At 63.0% G+C, this 22360-nt stretch carries 22 protein-coding genes and 3 pseudogenes; 8 read left to right on the top strand and 17 right to left on the bottom strand.

The features are described 5' to 3' along the window. Positions 1-88: 88 nt before the first annotated feature. The 4 genes and pseudogenes from ACVWWN_RS19595 to ACVWWN_RS19580 form a co-directional block, all read right to left on the bottom strand. Positions 89-730 (bottom strand): annotated as a pseudogene (locus ACVWWN_RS19595) (IS3 family transposase); the annotation flags it as partial. Further along, positions 619-1455 (bottom strand): hypothetical protein, encoded by an 837-nt coding sequence (locus ACVWWN_RS19590; RefSeq protein WP_457145328.1) that lies wholly within the window; start codon positions 1453-1455, stop codon positions 619-621. The gene ACVWWN_RS19590 and the pseudogene ACVWWN_RS19595, both read right to left, overlap by 112 nt. 918 nt (positions 1456-2373) lie before the next feature. Next, entirely contained in the window at positions 2374-3369 is a 996-nt protein-coding gene (locus ACVWWN_RS19585; RefSeq protein WP_457145327.1) for a 1-acyl-sn-glycerol-3-phosphate acyltransferase, read from the bottom strand. Further along, positions 3366-4193: a patatin-like phospholipase family protein gene (locus ACVWWN_RS19580; RefSeq protein ID WP_457145326.1), complete on the bottom strand. Its 828-nt coding sequence runs from the start codon at positions 4191-4193 to the stop codon at positions 3366-3368. Before ACVWWN_RS19580 ends, ACVWWN_RS19585 begins: the two co-directional genes overlap by 4 nt. A gap of 821 nt (positions 4194-5014) precedes the next feature. On the opposite strand from ACVWWN_RS19580, the gene ACVWWN_RS19575 reads away from it, so the two are divergent. Next, a complete protein-coding gene (locus tag ACVWWN_RS19575) occupies positions 5015-5302 on the top strand; it encodes a GlsB/YeaQ/YmgE family stress response membrane protein (RefSeq protein WP_457145325.1) in 288 nt (95 codons plus the stop codon). 27 nt (positions 5303-5329) lie between these two features. Here the strand turns inward: ACVWWN_RS19575 and ACVWWN_RS19570 are convergent, their stop codons facing one another. The 10 genes from ACVWWN_RS19570 to ACVWWN_RS19525 are packed head-to-tail and all read right to left on the bottom strand — an operon-like array spanning position 5330 to position 10797. After that, the gene (locus tag ACVWWN_RS19570; RefSeq protein ID WP_457145324.1) at positions 5330-5617 is read right to left on the bottom strand and encodes a gas vesicle protein K; all 288 of its coding nucleotides are present in this window, start codon (positions 5615-5617) and stop codon (positions 5330-5332) included. Further along, entirely contained in the window at positions 5614-5790 is a 177-nt protein-coding gene (locus tag ACVWWN_RS19565) for a gas vesicle protein (protein WP_457145323.1), read from the bottom strand. Before ACVWWN_RS19565 ends, ACVWWN_RS19570 begins: the two co-directional genes overlap by 4 nt. Then, positions 5787-6554 carry a GvpL/GvpF family gas vesicle protein gene (locus ACVWWN_RS19560; RefSeq protein WP_457145322.1) on the bottom strand — a complete coding sequence of 256 codons (768 nt, stop codon included), beginning with the start codon at positions 6552-6554 and terminating at the stop codon, positions 5787-5789. The genes ACVWWN_RS19565 and ACVWWN_RS19560 overlap by 4 nt, the downstream gene beginning before the upstream one ends. Continuing rightward, entirely contained in the window at positions 6547-6930 is a 384-nt protein-coding gene (locus tag ACVWWN_RS19555) for a gas vesicle protein (RefSeq protein WP_457145321.1), read from the bottom strand. Before ACVWWN_RS19555 ends, ACVWWN_RS19560 begins: the two co-directional genes overlap by 8 nt. Then, a complete protein-coding gene (locus ACVWWN_RS19550) occupies positions 6927-7298 on the bottom strand; it encodes a gas vesicle protein GvpO (RefSeq protein WP_457145320.1) in 372 nt (123 codons plus the stop codon). The genes ACVWWN_RS19555 and ACVWWN_RS19550 overlap by 4 nt, the downstream gene beginning before the upstream one ends. Before the next feature lie 21 nt (positions 7299-7319). Further along, a complete protein-coding gene (locus ACVWWN_RS19545) occupies positions 7320-7553 on the bottom strand; it encodes a gas vesicle protein GvpG (protein WP_457145319.1) in 234 nt (77 codons plus the stop codon). Next, the gene (locus tag ACVWWN_RS19540; RefSeq protein WP_457145318.1) at positions 7544-8287 is read right to left on the bottom strand and encodes a GvpL/GvpF family gas vesicle protein; all 744 of its coding nucleotides are present in this window, start codon (positions 8285-8287) and stop codon (positions 7544-7546) included. The genes ACVWWN_RS19545 and ACVWWN_RS19540 overlap by 10 nt, the downstream gene beginning before the upstream one ends. Further along, entirely contained in the window at positions 8284-8727 is a 444-nt protein-coding gene (gene gvpJ, locus ACVWWN_RS19535) for a gas vesicle protein GvpJ (RefSeq protein WP_457149192.1), read from the bottom strand. The genes ACVWWN_RS19540 and gvpJ overlap by 4 nt, the downstream gene beginning before the upstream one ends. A 2-nt stretch (positions 8728-8729) precedes the next feature. Then, positions 8730-9953 carry an SRPBCC family protein gene (locus ACVWWN_RS19530; protein WP_457145317.1) on the bottom strand — a complete coding sequence of 408 codons (1224 nt, stop codon included), beginning with the start codon at positions 9951-9953 and terminating at the stop codon, positions 8730-8732. 10 nt (positions 9954-9963) lie between these two features. Beyond that, positions 9964-10797, bottom strand: a complete 834-nt coding sequence (locus tag ACVWWN_RS19525; RefSeq protein ID WP_457145316.1) for a hypothetical protein — start codon at positions 10795-10797, stop codon at positions 9964-9966. Between the two features lie 2053 nt (positions 10798-12850). On the opposite strand from ACVWWN_RS19525, the gene ACVWWN_RS19520 reads away from it, so the two are divergent. From ACVWWN_RS19520 to ACVWWN_RS19505, 4 genes are all read left to right on the top strand, one after another. Beyond that, the gene (locus ACVWWN_RS19520) at positions 12851-13165 is read left to right on the top strand and encodes a hypothetical protein (protein WP_457145315.1); all 315 of its coding nucleotides are present in this window, start codon (positions 12851-12853) and stop codon (positions 13163-13165) included. Positions 13166-13332: 167 nt separating this feature from the next. After that, positions 13333-13605, top strand: coding sequence for a CsbD family protein (locus ACVWWN_RS19515; RefSeq protein WP_457149191.1), 273 nt, complete (start codon positions 13333-13335; stop codon positions 13603-13605). Positions 13606-14288: 683 nt separating this feature from the next. Then, positions 14289-14663 carry a DUF3618 domain-containing protein gene (locus ACVWWN_RS19510; protein ID WP_457145314.1) on the top strand — a complete coding sequence of 125 codons (375 nt, stop codon included), beginning with the start codon at positions 14289-14291 and terminating at the stop codon, positions 14661-14663. Between the two features lie 1270 nt (positions 14664-15933). Next, a complete protein-coding gene (locus ACVWWN_RS19505; protein WP_457145313.1) occupies positions 15934-16284 on the top strand; it encodes a hypothetical protein in 351 nt (116 codons plus the stop codon). A gap of 451 nt (positions 16285-16735) precedes the next feature. Here the strand turns inward: ACVWWN_RS19505 and ACVWWN_RS19500 are convergent, their stop codons facing one another. Beyond that, entirely contained in the window at positions 16736-16942 is a 207-nt protein-coding gene (locus ACVWWN_RS19500; protein ID WP_457145312.1) for a hypothetical protein, read from the bottom strand. Positions 16943-18570: 1628 nt separating this feature from the next. On the opposite strand from ACVWWN_RS19500, the gene ACVWWN_RS19495 reads away from it, so the two are divergent. Together ACVWWN_RS19495 and ACVWWN_RS19490 are read left to right on the top strand one after the other, a co-directional pair. Further along, positions 18571-19719, top strand: a complete 1149-nt coding sequence (locus ACVWWN_RS19495; RefSeq protein WP_457145311.1) for an AI-2E family transporter — start codon at positions 18571-18573, stop codon at positions 19717-19719. A gap of 237 nt (positions 19720-19956) precedes the next feature. Then, positions 19957-20421 (top strand): FHA domain-containing protein, encoded by a 465-nt coding sequence (locus tag ACVWWN_RS19490; RefSeq protein WP_457145310.1) that lies wholly within the window; start codon positions 19957-19959, stop codon positions 20419-20421. Positions 20422-20583: 162 nt separating this feature from the next. On the opposite strand, the pseudogene ACVWWN_RS19485 reads toward ACVWWN_RS19490, so the two are convergent. Together ACVWWN_RS19485 and ACVWWN_RS19480 are read right to left on the bottom strand one after the other, a co-directional pair. After that, positions 20584-20718 (bottom strand): annotated as a pseudogene (locus tag ACVWWN_RS19485) (IS110 family transposase); the annotation flags it as partial. 100 nt (positions 20719-20818) lie between these two features. Further along, positions 20819-20971: pseudogene (locus tag ACVWWN_RS19480) on the bottom strand (hypothetical protein); the annotation flags it as partial. A 395-nt stretch (positions 20972-21366) separates the two neighbouring features. Here ACVWWN_RS19480 and ACVWWN_RS19475 point away from each other — a divergent pair. Beyond that, on the top strand, positions 21367-22335 hold the full coding sequence (locus tag ACVWWN_RS19475) for a glycoside hydrolase family 26 protein (protein WP_457145309.1): 969 nt from the start codon (positions 21367-21369) through the stop codon (positions 22333-22335). Positions 22336-22360 lie beyond the last annotated feature (25 nt).

Genomic DNA, 22360 nt, shown 5'->3' with positions numbered 1-22360 from the left:
GAGTCGACCTCGTAGAACCGATGAGCAGGCTCATCAGCGTCGTCTTACCTGCGCCGGGTGGGGGGCCCATTTGGTAGTCGCTATGCGGCTTGGGTTGGGTCGTGGTCCACTGTAGAGCGAACTCGGCTGGTGTGAGCTCGCCGTGGGCAGAGTGGGGGCGACTGGCGTTGTAGTCGCAGCGCCAGTCTTCGATGATCACCCGGGCTTCCAGGAGCGAGTCGAAGCGCCACGAGTTGAGCAGCTCGTCGCGGAGCCGGCCGTTGAACGATTCGATCCAGGCGTTCTGCCACGGCGAGCCGGGATCGATGAAAAGTGAACCGGCTCGGTTGATTCGGCACCAATCACTCACCGCATGTGCCACGAACTCGGGACCGTTGTCGAAGCGCACGTAGTGCGGCGCCCCATGTTGCAGAACCAATCGATCCAGGACATCGACGACACCGTCGCCGTCGATGGAGCGATCGACCTCGATCGCGAGGGCTTCTCGGGTGAACTCGTCGATCACGTTCCACATCTTCACGGTGCGGCCATCGGCCGTCGTATCAAACTGAAAGTCCATCGCCCAGATCATGTTCGGACGAATCGGTGACATCGCGCCCACTGCGACACCGATACCGGTCAACCGTGTCTTCTTGCGACGCTGCGGGACCCGCAGACCCTCCTCACGCCACAACCGGCGGATACGTTTGTTGTTGACCTGCCAGCCGGCTCTACGGGCCATCTTGGCGGCCCATACTCGCGGAACGCATCGTTGAGCCGGGGTTCGGTCGCGTGCGCGGTGGTGACGATGGCTTTCATGTTGTCGGGGATCGCCACCGCGAACACGCCGCCGAAGAACGCCCAGGCCGCTTCGAATCCGACGATCACCTCGTTTAGGGTCTGGCAGTAGGTAGGCCAGACGAACATGCGCCGCGAGTACACCGCGGTGAAGATCAGCCCGTGCACCACCCGGCGTCGGCCATCGCCGGCATCGGTGAGCAGACCCAACCGCCCGAAGTCGACCTGCACCTCCGCGCCGGGCTCGCAGTCGGCTACCGGCACCGTGGCTTGGCGGCGACCGACGTCCAATTCAGCTGTGGCGTAACGGTTCAACGTCGGATACGACACCACCACACCCCGGCGCTCCAACAACGTGTGGATCTTGGTCAGCGTCAACCCGTCCTTGAGCCACGCCTTGATCTGCTCGTGCTCGGCAGCGATCGTCTCCCACACCAGGCTCTTGCCGGCAGGCCGGCTCGGACGGACCTCGGCGATCACCGCCGCAAGCAGCTCATCGGTGAGCTGACCATCTCTACCGTCATGGTCCAGCCCGCATGCCCGTGCACGGTCGACATACCGTCGCACCGTTTTACGATCGGTCCCCGATAACCGGGCGACCTCCCGCAACCCCAACCCCTCCAGCCACAGCCGCAGCATCTCCACGATCTCGATCACCGATACCTCCCGGTAGCTCATTGGGCCAATACAGCGGCCCAACAACCGGAAGCCCCGACACCACGCCGGGTGGTCCCATAACTGGCAAACCGCCAGCCAGGTGGTCCCATCAATGGCAAACAGGTGGTCCCATGCTCATGGCAAAACCAGCCCTGAAATGGTCCCTTTCACCTGGCAGCCGACACGAGGACAGCAGCTGGAAGAAGAGGTTGGCCGCCTCGGAATCGAAAGGGTAGGTGGCCGAACTCGTCGATGACACGAGTGGAATCCGGCCCAGCTTGATCACGTGTCGCATGATCGACCACGAGACGGGTCAGGATTCACCCAACGTAAACAGCCATGTGGATCGCCTGCGTTTCGAAGTGTCAACGAGACGAAGTCTGTCCGCCTGCAGGTGCTTTGGAGTGAATAGGTGACTTAGCTGTTGTCGGGCACAGCCGAGGTCATACTGACTACCCCCCGCGTGTTTACGCTGCCGTTAAATGGGTTAGACGCTTTGTTAAGCGACATCCACAGCGAGGACAGAGGAGGTCGTTCAGTGGAACGCGCCACAGCGTGGAGGCCTATACGCGAGTCCTGCCTTCAGTGCGGCAAACCGCTACTAGGCAGAACCGTTACCACGGAACTAGCCCACGCTCGAACCCCCATCAATGTCCACACCGAAACGCGCTGCGCAAACAACGACTGCCGGGGCTAGTGATAGCGCGTGGACGCCTCCTCATGACCGGACGCCAGCCGAAGTATTCACACGGTAACCTCTGAACAGTCCCCATCTTTCAATGACCGCTGATCACCCCGTCGCTCCTGGCCGGCGGTGGACCGTCGTCAATACGTGCCTTTGATCTGGACACCGGACGCAAGATCTACTCACTCCGGACAGCATCGAACTCGCGACTTGCCGAAACGGACGTATCCGCGCCCGTTTCGAGACACGCCCGCCTAAACGAATCCCTTGCCGCCCGTCGAAGAACTGGGTTTCAACGGCGTTGGGTTGTCGTCATCGGTGTGGCGGGCCACCCAGGCGTCGACCCGGCTCCAGGTATTTTGCAGCCACGAGCTCAGCTGATCGGGGGAAGGCAGTTCGACAGCTGGAACAAGAAACACGTGGACGACCAACTGCCGGTGTATCGGTAAGCGCCACCAGAGCCGGGCCCGTCCGTCCGCGCAGAAGCCACTGTGGGTCAGCACGAGGACATTGGCCCCCGGTGCCCCCGCCAGTGCGGCGGCGGCGCCTCCGGTCCGCGGCGGCAGCGTGTGCGACTGTCGCCATGCGCGCCGCGCTTCGCGGAGCCGGCCCGACGAACGCAGCTGAATGATCGCATTCCGCCAACGCGTCCAGCTGAAGTTTCCGCCCTCGGGGAACAGCAGCAACGCCTGCCCGCCGACAAGAGAGGCAGCGAGATCGCGGATCTGTGCGCGAGCCCGCTCGCCGCGGTGACTCAAGAAGCACAGGCAGCCCAAATCACCAGCGAGATCGAGCGCGGGTTCGCACCGCAAGAGGGCTTTCAGCACGATACGCAGGCGCAGCCCGTAGTGGACCGTCAACAGCCAGGCCACAAATACGCTGTCGCCCGGCCCGCAATGCCGCGAAAGCACTATCACCGGCTCGTCGCCGGGAACCACTTCCGGGTCAACTGAGGCAGTATCGAGCAGCACCTCGACGTCCAGGATTCGGCGCGCCGCCGCGTAGGCCGTCTCGAGGAATTCACGCATGAACTGGTCGCTGTCCTGGCCACCATGCAGCAGCTTCGCCAAGGCACGAAGTTCCATCGCCGCATACGCGATCGCGATCGCGATAGTCCGACTCGGCCTACTCGACCGCAGCACCAGGTCTGCCAAAACGGCGAATGCGAGTAACGGGAGCCCGTACATGAGCAGGCACACCATCAGCGCGGTGACCAGCGGCACCGTCACCGCGCGGCGGAGCCGGGTCATGGCAGCGCCTCGAGATAGGCACGGGTCGCGTCGTAGGCCAACTCGGCGCGGCGACCGATCCGGCGGTTGTCGCGGTACCGGAGATTGGACCACGTCGCCGCGGCCCGCTGCGGCAGTCCGGACGGAAGCACATGGACGGTGACATCGGCGTCCACGCGTTCGAGATCACCATGAAAACGGTGTCGGCGCGAAATCTCAAAGGCGACAAAGCCGACCTCCCACAAGAAGCGCGGTGCCGCCAGTTCTTCCTCGAGGCGCCCGACATGCAACACCCATATCGTGTCGGCGCCCCGCGACACGGCTCGATCCAGCGGAATGCTGTTCACCAGGCCGCCGTCGTAGAAGTGCTCATCACCGATTCGCACCGGCGGCAACACACCCGGCAGTGCACAGGACGCCAGGACCGGCTCGATCAAGTCGCCAGTGTGGAACCAATGCTCTCGGGCACGCTCGATGCTGGCCGCCACGCACTCGAACGGGACCACGAGATCTTCGAACGTTTGGACGGGTAACCGGTCGTGGAGCATTCGGCGAAGCCCTCCATTGCCATGCAACGATGTCCTTCGACGCACGACCTCGGCGACACGACGGATCAGTGATCCATCGAGGACTCCCTCCTCGCCCAGAGCGTCCCACATCCTTGACAATGCCCGCGCACCTCCTGGCGTCGGGTCCGCCGCCAAAGCCGCACCGTTGATCGCCCCGACTGAGGTACCGCAGACCAGGTCGGGGTGGATCCCCGCCTCGAGCAACGCGCGCGCCATCCCGGCTTCGGCCGAACCAAGCACACCACCGCCGCCGAGCACGAACGCAACGCACGACACGGGAGAAGGAATACCCACAGAAGCGCTCTAACACCGCAGCGGTCAGTCGGCGGTTCTCATCATCAGCACGCCCGCCGGCGGTCAGCCGTAGGGGTAGTCGAACACCATGCGCGTCGCCCCAGCGCAACGACGAGAGCGGGCCGCCGTCGCCCACCAGGGGCCTGGACAGCGGCATCCCTACGTCGAGGTTGGGCCAGGGTCCAACACGACCCCAGCTATCCGGCCGCGTGCAGCCTGGAACCTCAGCGTTGACCCATCACCACACACGTGTGGCGTCGCGCTCCGGGCGGTAGACCATTATTCGGACTTGAGCCTGCCGCAAGCCGTCTGCACGAGACGGTGCACTGACTACTCTCGATGATCACGCCCGACAAGGTAGCGTTGGTTCAAGTACTCCTACCGGCTTCCCGGCGAAAAGTTGAGTGGCCGCGCGAACGCCGAGTCAGACAATTGCGCGGCGTCGTCGAGAAGGCATCCGGGTGTGCGGCGCTTGGGCGTACATGCGCTGCAAAAGACGCCGGATTCAGTGTAAGCCGCTATGCCGCTGCGCTTTCGGAGAAGCAGCCCCAGCGTGATCGCGACCAGGCGACGCGTCGTCGACGACAAGAGAAAGCGGACCGCTCACGCGGATCCGGTGCTGATCAACGAGTTGAAGCACCACCGGTTCGGGTGGCTTCCCTGCCTGTCGGCCGGTCCAGATGGTGGCCATGCGGCGGCGGAATCTCGCGCTCGCGAACGACGTCGGCGGAATTCACGCCGGCGTTTATTTGGAGCGCTAAGTGGGTATCTGGTGCAAATCTCAATCTTGTCTGGAGGAAATGATGACCATCACCGGCATCATCAGCGCAATCCTGGTCGGCTTGGTGATCGGTGCGCTCGGTCGCCTAGTGGTTCCGGGTAAGCAACACATACCGATCTGGTTGACGATTCTCGTAGGTATCGGGGCGGCGTTCCTCGGCACCGCCTTGGCGCGAGCGGTGGGCATTCCCACGGCGACGCAAGGCATCGACTGGCTTGAACTACTCGTCCAGGTAGTGGTGGCCGCCATCGGCGTCGGAATCGTGGCCGCCGCATTCGGCAGAAGGCGCTCGAAGATCCTGCGGCGTTAGCGCCGCCTGTAGCGGGCCCGGCTGGATTCAGCCGGGCTCGCGCGGCAGCAGCGGCCCGAGCGGCCCGAGATCCAGGTTGAGGTCTTCTGGTCGCAGGCCGAAGTGTTCACGCAGTTCTTCCATGGCTTCTTCCAACCGCATCAGCCCCAGGCCCAGCCGCTCAACCGTTTCTTCAGAAAGATCTCCAACGTCCACCCGGCGCAGAGCTTGGCGCTCCATCAACTGTCGCAGCAATTCCACGATTGTCAGGACCAGCCGGCCCAGATCGCGGCCGACGGCGTCGGGGTCCATCTCGATGCGGCCGCCCGACGTCATTGCTCCAACAGCTTTTCTACCGAACTGATCAGCGCACGCAGCGAAATGTGCACGAGGTCGACGTCAGCGAGGCTGATCGTCAAATCACCGGTGATGACCACACCGCCGGCCAGGAGGCGGTCGAGCAGGTCGACCAGAGCGACGTCATCGGCCCGAGACGTGGCATAGGTCATGAATCGCCCAGGCTGGTGAACGAGTACGGTGCCCACGGACCCGTGAGCTCAAGTCGCAGCTCGTTGCCGGTCGCTGCATCGACCCGCTGAGCCAGCGCCGCCGCCCCGGCCTCGTCCACGAGGTACGCCACGTTCAGGATCATCTCCTCGCGTCGTCCGGTGAGCCGAGGGTCCTGCAGGGGGTAGACGCGGCTGTCGGCGGCCAACTGCGCGAATTCTTGGTGCAGTTTCTCGGCTGTCTCCGCGACGCGCTCGCGCCGGCGCGCGACCCGATCTCGCTCGGTGCGGCGACGCATCAGGTAGGAGGTGCCGGGTGCATCCGACGCGGACGCCGCCGGCTCTGCAGCGGACGTCTCGGCGGGCGCCGCATACCCCTTGACCCCCCACTCCGAACGGCCGCGAACTCGGTCGAGTGTCGCAGCCAGTTCGGCAGCGCGATCGCGGAGCAGTTGACGAACGCCCGCGTCGTCGAGGTAGATCGTCGCCATCCGCACCGGCGCAATCGGGTGCACCCGGGCTATGCGGTCAACGACCTCGTGGTGCGTCCGCGCGACTTTCTCGAGCCACTCCAAGTCCTCGAGGTGTGTGCGAATGGACTCCTCGCTGAACCGGTCCCGGTCCACGGCCGCGACAACTGCCGCTAGCGGGCCCTCGACCAGGGTGTGCACGGCGGCAGCGTCGACACCAGTGGTGTCCACCAGCACCTCGGAGTCCGCGATCGCCGCGTCGCCGATTGCGTAGAGGTACACGCTATGGTCACTCATCTCCGGTGACACCTTCGGCCCGGGTGCGACGACGCGGCCGAGCCCCGTCGGACGCACCTTCGCCGTTTGATGCCTCGAGCTCCCCGATGCGTTCTCGGAGTTTGCGGTTCTCGACCGCCAGGTCGCCTCGACCCGAACTGAGCGACGGATCGTGCTCCCACCAGTCGATGCCAATCTCCCTGGCCTTGTCGACGGAGGCCACCAACAGCCGGATTTTGATCGTCAACAGCTCGATGTCCAAAAGGTTTATCCGGATGTCTCCGGCGATGACGATACCCTTATCGAGCACCCGCTCCAAGATGTCGGCCAGGTTCGTGCTTTCCTGCCGGTGGTCCAGCTGGTGCGCCCGTCCAGACGGATACAGGTCGTCGTTCATCGCGACCGTCCAATTGTCTGGCCGCGAGAATAACGCTGCGTGCGACGGTAGGACTCCAACTCGCCGCCTTCGTCCAAGCACACTTCGTAGACCGCCAGGATATCCGCCGAGTCTGGAATGCGGTGGCTTTCAACCACTTCCACCCCGACGCGCCATCCATCGTCGTTTCGCTGCACGGATATCACGGCTTCCACGTCGTGCCCAGTGAGGTCTCCAATCTCTGCCATGGCTCCCCGGGCGGCCTTCGCTGCAGAAAGCCTCGGTTTCCGCACCCCGTTTCGCCTCGCCCCGTCGCCGTTCGCCGCCGATGGGCGCGCTTCATCGCTCGGCGTCCGTCGACGTCGAGGCCTCTCTGTTTGTTCAGACATAGCGCTTCATGGTCGGGAGCTTCAACGCTGCGGGGGGTGCATCAATCGACGGAGCAACTCGTTCTCCCACTCGGTACATTCGTCCTCGGTCAGCTCGCCGGTTTGACGGGCCTCTTCCACGCGCTCGAGCTCGGCACGGATATTCACCGGATCGTAGTACTGCTCTTCGGCGTAGTCCCTTATCTGCTCCGCCATCCACACCACGCCACGGACGGGCGCGAGCGGCAGAGTGAGCAGTCCGGAGATCAACCCCACGGTCGGCCTTCCGGAACGAAGTCATATGGCGCCAGCGGGCCCACGAGCCGGAACCGCACTCGACCGTCGAGGGCCCGACCGACCTCGTCCACAGCGTCGTCAAACCGCTTGGCGTCATCCCGGGCGACCAAGAACGCGGCATTGACCACCTCGTCGGGCTGAGCCAGCTGGCGGTTCGAGATATCAGTCGCGAAGGGCCGCAGCTGTTCCAGCACCCACCTACCCTCCTTGTCGCGGAGCTGCTCCATCGCGGTGACCACGAGCTCGCCCAGACGTATCCGGTCGTAGTACGACGCATCCTCCGGCAGGTCACGCACCCGCTCGCGCAGTGCCATGATTTCGTCGTCGGCTTCGGCGATCTCGCGTAGCGCAGCGTCCTGCACGTAGCGGCCCTTCAGTGTGAACTGGACCAGACCATCCAGCCGCGAAAGAGCCTCCACGAAGCGTTCCTCATGCGGCGCAAGTAGCTCCTTGACCACGCCCGCCTCTTCAACGACGGCAGGAAAGCGCATGGGCAGCACGGCTGCTCGTTCCGCTACCGTATCGAGCACGCGCTCATGCGCGATCAGATCATCACGCGTACCCAGGGGCCGATCGGTAGGGACATCGCTCACTATCGCAGCAACCCGCTGATGCGTGACGGTCGTTACCCGCCCGGACGGCCCAAGCCCCGACAGGTCAGGCGGCAACTCGGTATCCGAGCTGACCAGACCGTAAACGTACGTCGCAGTCATTCCTCATCCTCACGACGACGCGGTCGCGGACGTCGCCGCGGCGCGGGCTCCTCCTCGCCTTCGCGGCGCTCACGTCCTCTGGTGAGCATGTCGTCGACCTTCTCGACGGCGCCCTCGAGCACTCCGGACGTCTTGCCCTTGGCGCCGCCCTCCATAATTCCCTGCGTCAACTCGGTCAGATCCTTGCCGCCCTTGCCCTTACCGTAAAGATCCAGGCGGTTGGTGGCTTCGGCGAATCGAAGGAACGTATCCACGCTGGCCACCACGATCCGAGCATCAATGGTGAGGATTTCGATACCCACCAGAGACACCCGGACGAAGACGTCGATCACCAGGCCCTTGTCGAGAATGAGCTCGATGACTTCGGCCAGACCGCTCGACCCGCCGCCGGTGTACCGCTCGACCTGGCCGCCGCCGCCACCTTCTCGTTGCGCCGTCATGGTCATGAGCTGACAGCCTTCCGGCCGCGGCCGGCGCCGACCGGCCGACGCCCGCGCCTACGGGCTGGTGGTTGCTCTTCGTCTTCGTCGTCGTATTCGTCTTCGTCGCCTTCGTAGTCCTCGTCAGCCGGCGCTTGTTCGTCGCCTGCGTCCTCGGCCTCGTCGTAGCCCTCGTCGCCTTCGTCGCCTTCGTCGTCGTAAGCGTCGTCTTCGTCGGCCATGTCGTCGGCTTCGTCTTCGTCCTCGTAGGCATCGACGTCGCCTGGCCCGGCGTCTTCATCTTCGTCCTCGTCAGGTTCGAGGTCCTCGTCCTCGGCAACAGCCTCGCCGTCGTAGTCTTCGTCCGGTGCACCGCCGTCCTCCTCAGGGCCGCCGGATGCTTGCTGCTCTTCCTCCAGCGCTTCCTCGTGAGTCTTGACGACCTCGCCGTCGTGGATTTCCCCACGCCAGCCCTCGACCTCATCCGGGTGCAACAACGCCTGGGTCATCGCATGGCGGCCAAAGTGCTTGAACTCCAGGCGCGCGCGTCTGCCCTGGGCCCGCCAGAGATTTCCGGTCCGTTCGAACAGTCCCTGCGGGTGGTACTCCAACACCAATGCCACCCGGGTCATGTTGGGGCCTAGGGTGCCGAACGTCACGGCGCCGTCCACGTGGCCCTTGGCGCCCTTCGCGCGCCAGACGATGTGGGAGTCGGGCACCTGCTCGAGAATCGTGGCCTCCCATTCGCGATGGGAGAAGAAGACCTGAGCCTTCCACTGGGTGACCTCGTCCTCGGGTTGCGTGACGCTTTCCACCTTCTTCATGAACGTCGGGAAGTCGGTGAATCGAGTCCATAGGTCATAGGTGGTGCGCAGCGGCAGGCCAACGTCGATCGTCTCGACGATGTTGGTCAGCTTGAGCTTCTTCTTCCCCCCGGATTCGCCCTTGGACCCGCTGAAGACGTTCTGAACCTTGTCCTTCAGCCCGCTCAACATGGAGCCGAACCCGGAACCGCTGTCCTCACCGTCGTCATCGCTGTCGTCATCGCGGTCGCCACCATCCGGACGGCGCACCAACGACCGCAGGCTCTCTCCGTTCTCCGACACATTCGTCAGACGATCGGAGAAATCGGAGACGCGGTCGCTGGCAGACGAGGCGGCACGTTTCAGAACGACGCCAAGTAATTCCTGGCCGGCGTCGCGCAAAGTGTCGGTCGCCGCGCCGCCGCCATTTCGTTCACCATTCACTGAATCCTGCCTAGCCATCGCTACCCTCCCGATGTGTGAGTCCTGTGCGTGAAGCCTTGCGACTTGCGCCGCCCTTCTTGGGCGTCCGCGCCGACGACGTGGCGGCCTTCTTCGCGGTCTTTTTCGCGGCCTGTGCGCGGCCGGTGCTCTTGGTAGCACCAGCCGTGCTGCGCGACGCTTTCGGTGTGCTGCGAGACGCTTTCTGCGCGCTGCTGGACAACCGCGCGGACCGGCTGCCGCCTGAGGCCCGCGTACCCGACGACCGGCTCGCGGCTGCAGAGCGGGCGCCGGCCGACTTGCGGGTAGTGCCGCTTTCAGGCGTGCGAGCGCGACGGGTCCGGCGCGGCGGGGCTTCTTCTTCCGGTTCTTCTTCAGGTTCTTCTTCCGGTTCTTCCGCTTCTTCTACCGGCTCTTCCGCTTCTTCTTCTTCCCGGTCTTCAGGTTCTTCTTCCGGCTCTTCCGCTTCTTCGACGTCTTCGTAGTCGTCGTCACGGTCACGGGCCCCAGGGTCCAAGTCATCCAGGTCCGCTGGCCGGCGTACTTCGGCCAGGTCACCGACACGCCGGCTCACGCGGTCGGTAAGCGCCTCCATCCGGCGGGTGGCGACCGCCATGGCAGCGTCTTTACCGGCTTCGAGTAGTCGACCCCGCACCTGGTCGGTCAATGCTGTCAGCTCCGGCGACTGCCCAAGCACCTTATTCGCCTGGCCGAGAATCTGTCCGGGACCGCCCATCTGCCGGCCTGCCGCCCAGCCGCCCATCATCAAGGCAAGCTTCATTTTCTTTGTCCTGCCGAGGAAGTAGCCTCCGGCTACACCCATGGCGATGCGGGCTCCGCATTTCACGACATTCTCCTAAAGTTCAGTTGGGTTGCCTGGGACGTCGTCTTCGGCCGGTTTCTACCGACCTCACCTCCGCCCCGCACAAAAGCGCAAATACCCAGTGGCCGAGATCACTAAACGCAAAGTTGCGCGCCTCGCTCAAAGGCATTCTTCGAGAGAAGCGGTCCGTTGACCGTTTCGGGCCGATATGGCATCGACTTTGTCAATTTCGATCCCATGAAGGAGGGCGTGGAGCCGCTGGTCGTCGCGTTGCCAAACTGAACGGGTAGTGGACTTGGTCGCCTTGGCCCGGCATGGGATGGACCGGGTACCGTCCGTTGCCCCGCAGGTCGAGTCGGCAGGCAGGACCGCGCCGCACTGGGTGGCACCCATATGCGCCAACGTACGTCGACGTCGTCGCGTGAGCTACCAACTTTGCCAAAATCTTAGCTCCACGTCAGCGCAATTCTGGGACCACATTAACCGCCACCTACTACTACCTTCAATCGCAGCCGAGAAAATGATGTGTAGTTTCTGCCGCGGGCGTGAAGCGATTTGCCGATGGTACGCCAATTAGAATATGGGGCTTGCTAAATTTAGTCAGATAATCAAAATATCTCCGATGAATATGTCACCGATCAGCTGTCGGTGTAGCAGTTGAGCAGTAACCTGATAAAATTTCTTGATTTGTTTTTTGATCGAGGGAGCTTTGTAAGTGTTCGGCATCGATGGAAACGTTCCACTCATCGACGCGTAGTGCCACACAGTGGCGCCGCATCCGCGCCGTAACCGTTCGCGCGCAGACTAAGTCGGTCGGCGGGCCCCGAAATCGGGGGCGGCCCACGCCCACCAATAATTTACGTCTGCGCAACAGGAACTACGCCGCTCAAATACTTGGACGCAAACCGGCGGATCGCGCCGAGTATGCACTCCACAGTCATCACACCGCCGCGAACACGCGATTCCCGACGTTTCAAATAACGACGTCAAACTTCAAACTCGGCCTACAGCAATGCGTTTGCCCATCGAACACCATGCGAGTCGAAAGTCTCAATGGCCTGCTCATCGAGGCTCTTGCCCGGCAGTTCTCCGGCACGTTGCTTAATTTGCACCGGCGTCAATCCGCCGCTGACTGTGTTCGCGGCCAGATAACTTTGAACGTGTTCTGGCCGGCAAACTGTGATTGTGCCGCGCCTGCCTGCACCATGCGGGGATACGGTGTGATCCAGAAGTGCGGTCCTGCAGTCGTTTTCGCCCCAAAGCGCTGTCAGGTCGAGATCGGCGGCCAGGCGGTCGGCGCTTGATCTACTGCACCACCCAGAACTATCACCCAGAACTGTCCAGCAGTCGAACCCGAACCCCGTGCCGTCGTCGCGTGCGTTGAAGGCCGATTCACCGGCGGCGCAGATCGGTGCTCGCAAAGGAGGTGTCGGCGACTGGGGCGCGCTTGTACGGGGTGCTGGAGTCCGCGAGCGAGTCGGGCGATCCTCTAGCCGTCCGGAAAGTCGTTCATATGAAGCAGCGCGCCGTGCGGCGTCACGCGCGTGACCCGCGTGCTGTGGGCTGGGCGTGTCGTCGGCGAGGGAGAACCCGAACTACTGCGATAGAGCCTCATCGGCCGGTTATTCCGAATACGGGATGAACTCGCATCCCCCGGAATAGCCGGCGTAGGGCACCGGCCTCAGGTCACGCCTACGAGGCGTCATCGAAAGGACGTGCCTTCGTCAATAGGCCACGCCTTGGCCCCGGCCGCAGCCCAGATCCACCACGCCGCCACAGACTTACGGGTGCCTTCGTCAGCCGAGCATGAACTGACAACCGGGTTAATTTATCCAGCAGCGGGTACTCCTGCCGGGATCGGAAGGAAGTTCCGTGCAGGAATGGAGCGCCAGTGGTGGTTGGGTGGTCGACTCAGCCGTGCTAGGGATTGACCGGGTGACCAATACGGCCATTTGTGACGCGTGCGGCTATCCGACAGTCCGCCCGGGCCTATGCGCCTTATGCCAACAGTACCCAGGCTTATAGGTCCCGGCGCGGCGGCCACAGCGGGCGCAATTTCGAACCAAGGAGGGTCACCATGCGACTACTACGAGGCCTGCTCGGGGCGCTGCTGTGGGTTCTCGGAGCCGTTCTCGGGCTTGTCGGCTTGGTGCTGTGTGTGACGGTCATCCTGCTACCGCTGGGCATCCCCGTCGTGGCGTTTGCAGGCCGGATCTTCGCCTATGCCGTAAAGATGATGTTGCCCCGCTCGATCGCGCATCCGATCGACGAGTTCACGAAGACCACGAAGACGAAGAGCCGGAAAATCCGCTCTGCTTCCGCAGACGCTGTCGCCGATACCACTAAAAAGGCGCGCAAAGTTGTGCGCAAGCAGCGCAAGCTTGTTGCTTGAGAGGACCGACGCCACTTGCTGACGAGAATCATAAAAGGGCGAGTTCCCCGGTTCGCGAAGTGCCGGGACAAACGGGACAACACCCGGCGGCGCTTCACCGGCCACAAGTCAGGAGGCCATCATGCGATGGCTACGCGGGATAGGGAGGAGCACACACTGTGAGCGGTATGGATAGAGCAAAAAACAAGGCACAAACCTTCGTCGGCAAGGCCAAAGAAGCCGTCGGCAAGGTCACGGGCGACAAGGGCACCAAATATGAGGGCAAGGCCGACCAGGCGAAGGCGAACCTCAAGGACGCCGGCGAAAAGGCCAAGGCCGCATTCAATAAGTATGTCCCACGTCACCGTGCTGGAGCGGGAGACGGCCCAGGCAGTACGGGAACCGTTCCAGGCAGTACGGGAGACGCTCCAAGCAGTACGGGGGACCGTCCCCAGCAATGAGGACGACCGAGCGTCAGCCCCACTCCGGTCCTTAATGGACGGTGCCGCACTCGCAGCGCCACATGATGTACCGGCCGAAATGGATGGCCCCTGACAACAGGTGACCGGGCCGCAGTTGTTGCCTGCGTGGGCAGTTGACTGCCAAAGCGTCGAGCCTGGTGCCCAAGGGACGAACAGGTGGGTCCGCTCTGTGTAGGGGCATTCGGCCCAAACGCCGACTCCCAAGACACTCGTGACAGTTCTAGTCGCCCCTCCGACGGTGACTACTGATCCGAGCGCTCGCGCCGGCCACCTGTTTCACCGGCGTCAATTAGGGGCATGCCGATCGGTGACAGAACATCGCTGGCCGATAAGCGTTGGCGCGAGGGGAAGTAGAGATGAATCCTAAGCCGAAACCGGCCGCTGAAGACCTGGTCAGGCAGCCGATGACGCAACTCTACTCACAAACGCCTCTCGTAAACCGTGATGAAATGCGGCTGGCCCAGCAGGAATTCGTCGAAACCACAACGCATGCCAGCGTCGGCGCCGGGCTGGTGAGTGCATCTGCGGGCTGGGCAGCCCCGTTCGGACGGCCACCATGATTGTCGTTGCCTTGACGAAGGCAACTCCACCGAGCTCAATCCACCCCGAGATGACCAATTCCAGTGTCGAACAAGACATCCAAGTAGCGAAAGGTGCTCGCCGTGACGACTGACCAAAACCCAACATCCCCCCAACCCGGACCCGATGCCGGGATCGATGACAACCAAACCGACATCGAGAAGATCCGCACGGAACTTGGCGAGACTGTCGGGGCCTTGCCAGGCACGGCCGACGTTGGAAACGAGATCAAGCAGACGGTAACCGACGTCAAGGACCCCCTAACCGAAACGGCGAACGAGACGGCCGACGCCGTCGTCGAGACGGCCGATGCCGTCGTCGAGACGGCCGATGCCGCACAGTCCGCGGCCCGCGGAGCATTCACCAACATGACCCGCTCGGTCAAACCCGGCATACCGATCGCGGCGCTAATCGCAGCAGGGGTGGCGATCAGCGTCGTGGCGTGGCGCCGCCGATGACACAAACCAGCGTTCAAGAACTCAAGGGACCAACAAGATCTGGACCGCAGCGTATTCACGAGCCGCCGACACAAGATGTGGTCGTTCGCGGCAACGCCTTGGTGGGCGAGCAATGGTTCGCGCGCTGCTGCGCCGACGCTTACAGCCTGGATGATCGTGGCCGCAACCGACGCCATTGAGACGGCTCGCTGGTCGGGGACGGCAAAACGCTCGATGAAATCGGCGCGGTGTCCTCGACCGGCACCGTCGGCGACGGTTTTGACACCCGTAGCGCGGCGGCGGTCATGTAGGGAGCTACAACCACACTTTGTGCCCGGTGCAGGAGCCACACAATTAACCACACGTGAGTAAAATACGCCGGTCCTTTCCAGAGCTGGGCTGCTCAGGACGCATCCCGTCACGGCGATTCCAACAATAACCATGTTGTCCCAGGTCTGTTTATTCACATGCCGTTTCGTCGACTACAGATCGACGCCGCATGCACTTCGTTCGAGATGGGATCACCCAGGACGGCCCGGACGGCAAACCCGTTTCAGCAGAAGACAACTCGTCGTACGCGTGGATGGAGTTGGTGGCAAAACCGCATAAAACGCGGACCACAACGGACTTGACAATTCCTAGCTCTACCAAGTTGACGTGTAACGTACCTGTGTTGATCTGTTGCTAACTTATTACCAGCGCGCCGAGTATCGTTTAGCGCTCCGCCGCTGATCCGCTCGGTTTCGGGGCCGGGCCCGGAGGGTATTAGCTGTGTATGGCTTCGCGAGAGAAGGCGACCGGCAAAAGCGTGCCGGTCAAGCCGCGCCGTAGCGGCACCAACGGCAAGACTACTGACCGCGTCAAGTTGACGGCAACGGCCGAACCTAAACCGGCCAGGAGTGCAACGCCTCCCTCCGAGGCCGCAGTGGTGCAGCTGCACCGCGGGCGAAAGGCGGCCAGGAAGTCGACCACCTCCGCACCTCAGCGCGGCCCACGTCGGGCGGAACCGACACCGCCACCAAGACTATCCCGTACTGCGCGCGCATCAGCCCCCGACAAGTTCTCGCAGCGCCGCCCCCAGGGCGGGGATCCCTCGCGCCTGGAGTTGGCGCAGGCCGTCCCCGCGAAGCCACCGGCTCGGAAGCGTGCTCAAGAACAGAAGTCACGCGCGTCCGCCCACTCGCGGTCCACAACGCCGAATCGCGCGCGCCGACCGGACTTGTCGGCGCCCGAATCCAGCGGCGCGACCGACGCCCCTTGGGGCCCGGTGTGGCGGTCGGTCGAGGCGGTCGTGGACTGGCTGAGAACCCATATTCACCAGCTTCTGGACGCGGTGAAAGACGGCGGGGAAGCGTTGACGAGCAAGGCCCAGGAGTGGATGGACACACTCGTCGAAGCGGTCGCAAACGGCGGCGCGGGCGTGCAAGCGGGGCTGGCAGGCCTCCGGGCGGTGCTGGCTGGTAAGAATCCTGTGTTCGCGGCGATCAAAGGTCTGGTGTCTGGACTGAGCGGCAAAGCCAAGGTCGCCCTCATACTCCTCCTGGTCCTCGGGCTTCTGCTCGGGCCGGTGCTGCTCGTAGTCCTCCTGCTGGCGCTGGTTGTTGCGGCGTTGATCGCGGCGGTGCGAGCCGCCGCCGAGTAGCCATTCGACCGGCGAGAACCGATGAGCGGCATCGGCTCTAGGCCTGAGAGTCATGCGCACCGAAGGGACGACGCCAGTTGACTCAATCAACTCCCCTCGTCGAATCAGTGCTGAGCGCGCTCGAGGCTGGCCTCATCAACTCCGACGGCACAGGGAGATCCGCAAACGTCTGTCGCGGCAACGCTCGGATGGCAAAATCCGACGAGCGCATATTGCCATCCGACGCCGTCCTGCGTCGCATGAGGCCGGCGGGCTAACCTCGATCATGCAGATCCAGTTCACGACTCAATCACGAACCTCCGTTCGTCGGCAGCCACGCGTGCGGCGTCTGACACGTCGGCCCGTTTCGCCGCCGCCTTGAGAGTGTGTCGACCGGACCGGCCACCGTTCGGCGGGTCACGACGCGGATATCGTCATTCGGCTGCGTGACTGTGTGTGGGCGCAAGTCGCCTTAGGGCATATGCATTAGGTCGCCGGCAAGCGTGAATAGGCGATGGCCGAGCTTCGTGACGGGGATTCCGAGCGGAAGCAGAATCACCGTGACACACAGCACCATGCCGAGTAGCCACACCACGGCCGCCACGATCCCCAGGACAACGCCGAGCACGGCCGTGAGAATGCCTAACACCACGCCGAGCAGCCCGTTCAGTACTCGCATGATGACCTCCTCGGTGAGGAGAGAATACCCATAGCGTGACTCAATTATCCGGCCGTCAGCCTGCGTTCTGAATATAAAAAGCGCGACCGACCAAACGAGCCTTTGACACGGAAATACCGTCACGCCAACCCCTATTCCGATGTCTAAAGACAACTGGCGCGTGGCCCCCGCCTCAGCTCGTCTTGGCACAAGTTCCCTCCGGTGGTCCGGCTGTCCGAGATCCCTACCGGCTCGCGGGCGATCCACGTTTCGACCCGACTGGTGCGGGTATCAGTTGGCGGCGCGGAGCGAAGCCCCGGCCTTCGGTCCCGCAAATGGTGGGTCGGCGGTCAGGGGGGACCAAGCCGCCTTCCGGCGAGCACGGCCGCCGATCCACCGCCTACGCATGCGGATGCGGCGGCGGTGCAATCTCGCCTATGGGCGTGGCCACAACTTCTCTCGATCCGCCTCGACTGGGAAGCAGTAGAACTCATGGCGGCGGGCGATGACTACCAAGAGTCCCTTCTAGCTCCGGATGCGCGGTACCACTCTCGCTGACCGCAGCACTGCATTTGCTTATCCGGCGGTGCTCGACGCCGCCGCAGCCCGCAGGGGAAACTGCTGCGGCGCCTGCAGCAGAGTTCGGCACTCTGTACCGCCTATGGCCTGCGCCCCTCACCGCCGCGTCACGAGCGGGAGTCGAGCTCACTTTGGTTCTGTCGGCCACTCCGCGCGCGCGGCCGACCGCGTCAGGCATCACGATTTTCTGGGATGGGCCGCGGGGAGCGCCAGTTGGCGCGGCACCCAGCCGAGTCGTCCCCCAGCTGGCACTTCGGCCATCACGACATAACAGCCTTGGTCAGTATCCCTCAGCCGCAGCCTTATTCGCACCGCCCCGAAGAACCTGCTCGTGCGAATGAGTTCCTCTGGTGGCGTCGATGAGTCGACCTCTGTTTTGTCGTTGAGCACGACAGACCAGTTGCCGATGGTGCGGTCGATAGTCGCGCCCGGGGCGGGCCGGCCAGATCGGGTCGACGGCTCGCATGCGGATGTTGTCGACCACCCGCTGCAAGTACGTCCAACGTCGGCAATGTCATCCATACCTGCTGCCGCGTCGCTGCCATGTCACGTTCGACAGTCAGCGTCACTTCCGCTGGCTGTGTCATCCGAATTCCTTTCCACGACTTTCGGTGCGGGCGACCCAATATGCATTCGACAGAGCGACGGGGCTGCGAGAGCGTCAAACGCGAGCCACCCCAGCGGAGAACTTCGTCGCAGGCCCATCGACGGCCGCCCGCGGGCCTCATACGTTTCAGTAGCGCAGATCGCAGAGCGTCTCGTTATTCTGGGACAGATCTCAACTCCGGCTCACCTCACCACCGCAGTACTGCCGATGACCATGGGATGGACGGAGGGGTACCAACACTTCCCCACTGAGACATGCAGGCGTTGCTGCGCGGAACACGATGTCATCCCAATTCATTGCTGCTGCAAGGCTTTGGCTTTCTACCTTCGCCATGCCGCGGCGCGGTCGGAGTCGGACACGTCACGCCTTCGCCCCACCGAGAGCTGCTCGGCGGCACGCAAGTCGATTCGGAGGCATCCGCCACGGCGTTTCTACGCAGCGGCCTCGGGTTATCCCGTTTCGCATGCCTGCTTCGCTGTCGCTGGATGATGCGGCCGTCGCTCCGCTGGTCCGTAAGACCGCCGCATGGTCTTGGCGGCTACTTGTTATCGCTGCGGCGGCCTGGGTCCTGTGGAACGCACTGACGAGGCTGGGTGTGGTGATCGTCCCGGTCGCGCTGGCGTTGATGTTGACCGCCCTGCTGGTTCCGGCCGTGGACTTCCTCGACCGTCGCGGCGCACCCCGTGGCGGCGCGGTGGCACTGGTTCTGATCTGCGGCCTCGCCGCCGTGGGGGGCATACTCACTTTCGTCATCACCCAGTTCGCCGACGGCTTACCCCAATTAACTGATCAAGTCAGCCAAAGCATCGACAGCACCCGGCGGTGGTTGATCGACGGGCCATTGCATCTTCGGCCCGACCAGATCAACCATTTCGGTGACACCGCCATCCAGACATTGCGAAGCCACCAGCAGGAGCTGACCAGCGGCGCGCTATCCACGGCAGGCACCGTCACCGAATTCGTCGCCGGCGCTCTCCTGGCGCTATTTACCTTGATCTTTCTCCTGCTGGGCGGACGCAACATCTGGCACTTTGTCACCCAGCTCGCTCCAGCCGCCGTACGCCGGCGCGTCCGCGACGCCGGAGCAGCGGGATTCCATTCACTCACCGGCTACGTCCGCGCAACGTCTCTCGTTGCTCTCGTGGACGCCGCCGGCATCGGCACCGGGCTGGCGATCATGGGGATTCCGCTGGCGTTGCCACTGGCGTCATTGGTGTTTCTCGGCGCCTTCATACCTCTGGTCGGGGCCGTCCTATCCGGATTTTTCGCCGTGGTGGTCGCTCTGTTGGCCAAAGGCTTTGTCTACGCACTCATTACCCTTGGACTGGTCATCGCTATCATGCAGCTCGAAGGGCACGTGCTGCAGCCGCTTGTGATGGGCCGCGCGGTGTCGATACACCCGTTGGCGGTGGTGCTCGGGATTTCCGCGGGCGGCGTCATCGCCGGCATCGCAGGTGCGCTATTGGCCGTGCCGACCATCGCCTTCTTCAACAGCGCAGGGCGTGTGCTCCTGGCACGCGACCCGGTGGAGGAAAAGGCGCACCAGGAGACGGGGGAAGCTCCCCTCCTCGAAGCCGAGCCCGACAGCGTTGATGAACCCACTTCGCAATAGGTGAATTTCGGTCGTGTGACACGCCGCTAGCCTGGCGAGACGAGATCGGCACCGGGGGACGTCGACGAGGCGCCAACAGCCCTCGGCTCTGCTCGGCCATTGCGAGGGATACTCATCGCCACGGCTGGCCGGCTCAAACCACCGAGGAGCGGCGCGTCAGTGTCGTCAACGTTGGGTATCCAGTGATAACGACGCCGGGTCTAGTGCCGGGCGAGTGCACGATGAGGGGCCGACCGCATGGCAATCAACGACAACGACCCCACGACTATCGACATCGCCGGCGAATCGACTCGTGCCGTCTCGCGCCCCGTGCTCGGCGATCGTGATAGTCCAGTCGGCCCGCAAAGACAGAGTTCTACGACTGGCGCGAAATTCATGTCGCCCGGCGCGGCGGCGTTGGTGATAAATCGAGGCCCTGGCTCAGGTCACAGATTCCTGCTCGATCAGCCGGTGACGACGATAGGCCGGCATGCCCGAAGCGGCGTTTTTCTCGATGATGTCACGGTGAGTCGACGGCACGCAGAGTTGCGGTGGGCGAACGGCGAGTTAAGGGTTGTGGACGTCGGCAGCATGAATGGCACCTACGTCAACGGTCAGGCGGTCGAGTCGACGGTGCTGGTCGACGGAGACGAGCTGCAATTCGGCAAGTTTCGGCTGACGTTTGTCGCCGCTTCCAGTCCGGAGCGCGGAGTCGGCGCCTGATCAACGCAAGTAGACCGAAGCGGCGGCAATGTGGCGTTCGACACCACAGCAAAGCTGCAGCTGACCGGCCATCGCTGGGGCAGCTATCCCAACGGATGCGGATATTCCGAGGAGGGTCGGATTTCTCGATGGTCCACCAGCTGGCGTGTCACGACGTCACCGTCACGGAACCGAGTGCGGGCGGCGCGTGTCCAGGCTCTGGGGCTCGTCGTAGATGCGGTGGTGGAGTAGGCAACCGTGCAGGATGCCGACGAATCGGTTGCCCAGGGTGCGTAGAGCTCGGTGGTGCAAGTCGCCGATCGTGGTGGTAGTAGAAGGCGCGGGCACCCCGTTGAGCCCCTTTGATGAGGGAACGCGGTGAGCACTGGATGCCCATCTGTAGATACTCGGATTCCCAGTTCTCGAAAGTTGCTTCGACGAAGTCCCCGGTGCCGATTATTGGCGCGTCGAGATTTGCTCGGCGGAGCCGGGTCGGCGTTGTTTGTCGTTGTACATCGCCGCACCAGAGATCACCATCCCGGCAAAGAACAGCAGGAACAAGCCGAGACACGCGGGCAGCCACCGCCGCCGTCCAGCACGGCGGATGTGTTGTTCGGAGCGCGGCTGCTGTGCTCTACGTGGCGCCTAGCGCAAGAAATCGACAACGGGATCGCGCACACTTGACTGTGAAGAGAACCAGTAAGCTGACGGTCGTCGAAGGCTACGAACGCCTATGCCGGGGGAACTCACCGAAGCGAACACTGCAAGCCCGGTCACGATCATCGGGCGGAGGGAAGAGATGGATCGGCCCGAACCGAAGGCTTAGATGCCTCTGAAGCGAAACATGTTTTATTACTTGGACATTACTCTCCATGCGCTCAGTCGACATCAGTCAACCGACGGCTTCCCCCGCTCGGAATCAGGGGTGGTCGATAGGACTTGAGAGCGAATACCATTGTGTTAATCGTGAATAAATCACACACCTCGATCGTCGCGGGTGGCACCCGTACCAGCTTGCTGATTGCCATGGTCCTCACCCTGATAGCGGTGTCCGGCTGTGGCAAAACTGAACGGCCAGTACGCATTTTCGGGCTGTCGTCGCAAGGTCCGGATTTCGGAGTTGAGGAAGCGGAACAGACCGGGCAAGCCATAGGACGAAAGATCGAGGTGATCAACTTCTTCATGGCATGGGAGTGGGAAGAGCCGTTGCCGATCGAAACGTTGCGCCACATTCACTCGCTCGGCGCGTTGCCAGCAATCACCTGGGAGCCGTGGCATCCCTCGGAAGGTGCTGATCAGCCGCGTTATGCGCTGGACCGAATCGCCGCCGGCGACTACGACAGCTACATCGAGCAATGGGCAAGGGCGGCAGCATCATTCGGCCAGCCGATGCAGATCAGACTCGCACACGAGATGAACGGCACTTGGTACCCATGGTCGATTGGTGTGAACGGTAACACCACAGCCGATTTCAAGAATGCATACCGGCATGTTCACGACAAATTCATTGCCGCCGGTGCGGCCAACGTGCAGTGGGTCTGGTCGATCGATGCCGCACACAATCGGCCTGAGGGGCTGAGAAACGGTGCTGATTCCTACCCAGGCGATCGGTACGTCGACGTGGTGGGCGTCGATGGCTACAACGGCGGCCCGACAGGAGCGACTTGGGATTCACCGGATGAGCTGTTCGGTCGGGTGATACGCCTCGCGACCGCGGTTGCACCGACGAAGCCATTGTGGATCTACGAGACTGGATCAGGCGACAAACGAGGCGACAAGGCGCAATGGATCACCGATCTGTTCGCCTACTTACAACAGACGAGAGTCACCGGGCTGCTTTGGTTCAATTTCGATAAAGACGGCGAACAGAACTGGCGCCTCGACAGTCCTCCTGCCGTCGAAAAGGCGGCAAAGGCAGCGCTTGCAGATTGGTAGTAGCCAAATAAACCGGCCGGGTAAG

The organism is Mycobacterium sp. URHB0021, assembly GCF_054057895.1.
This window is presented reverse-complemented; position numbering and strand designations above follow the sequence as displayed.

Coding starts and splice junctions, on each gene's coding strand:
- ACVWWN_RS19590 (WP_457145328.1), bottom strand. CDS start 1,455: ATGAGCTACCGGGAGGTATCGGTGATCGAGATCGTGGAGATGCTGCGG.
- ACVWWN_RS19550 (WP_457145320.1), bottom strand. CDS start 7,298: ATGTCTGAACAAACAGAGAGGCCTCGACGTCGACGGACGCCGAGCGAT.
- ACVWWN_RS19540 (WP_457145318.1), bottom strand. CDS start 8,287: ATGACTGCGACGTACGTTTACGGTCTGGTCAGCTCGGATACCGAGTTG.
- ACVWWN_RS19575 (WP_457145325.1), top strand. CDS start 5,015: ATGACCATCACCGGCATCATCAGCGCAATCCTGGTCGGCTTGGTGATC.
- ACVWWN_RS19560 (WP_457145322.1), bottom strand. CDS start 6,554: ATGAGTGACCATAGCGTGTACCTCTACGCAATCGGCGACGCGGCGATC.
- ACVWWN_RS19490 (WP_457145310.1), top strand. CDS start 19,957: ATGGCAATCAACGACAACGACCCCACGACTATCGACATCGCCGGCGAA.
- ACVWWN_RS19500 (WP_457145312.1), bottom strand. CDS start 16,942: ATGCGAGTACTGAACGGGCTGCTCGGCGTGGTGTTAGGCATTCTCACG.
- gvpJ (WP_457149192.1), bottom strand. CDS start 8,727: ATGACGGCGCAACGAGAAGGTGGCGGCGGCGGCCAGGTCGAGCGGTAC.
- ACVWWN_RS19520 (WP_457145315.1), top strand. CDS start 12,851: ATGCGACTACTACGAGGCCTGCTCGGGGCGCTGCTGTGGGTTCTCGGA.
- ACVWWN_RS19495 (WP_457145311.1), top strand. CDS start 18,571: ATGCCTGCTTCGCTGTCGCTGGATGATGCGGCCGTCGCTCCGCTGGTC.
- ACVWWN_RS19570 (WP_457145324.1), bottom strand. CDS start 5,617: ATGACGTCGGGCGGCCGCATCGAGATGGACCCCGACGCCGTCGGCCGC.
- ACVWWN_RS19585 (WP_457145327.1), bottom strand. CDS start 3,369: ATGACCCGGCTCCGCCGCGCGGTGACGGTGCCGCTGGTCACCGCGCTG.
- ACVWWN_RS19555 (WP_457145321.1), bottom strand. CDS start 6,930: ATGAACGACGACCTGTATCCGTCTGGACGGGCGCACCAGCTGGACCAC.
- ACVWWN_RS19515 (WP_457149191.1), top strand. CDS start 13,333: ATGGATAGAGCAAAAAACAAGGCACAAACCTTCGTCGGCAAGGCCAAA.
- ACVWWN_RS19565 (WP_457145323.1), bottom strand. CDS start 5,790: ATGACCTATGCCACGTCTCGGGCCGATGACGTCGCTCTGGTCGACCTG.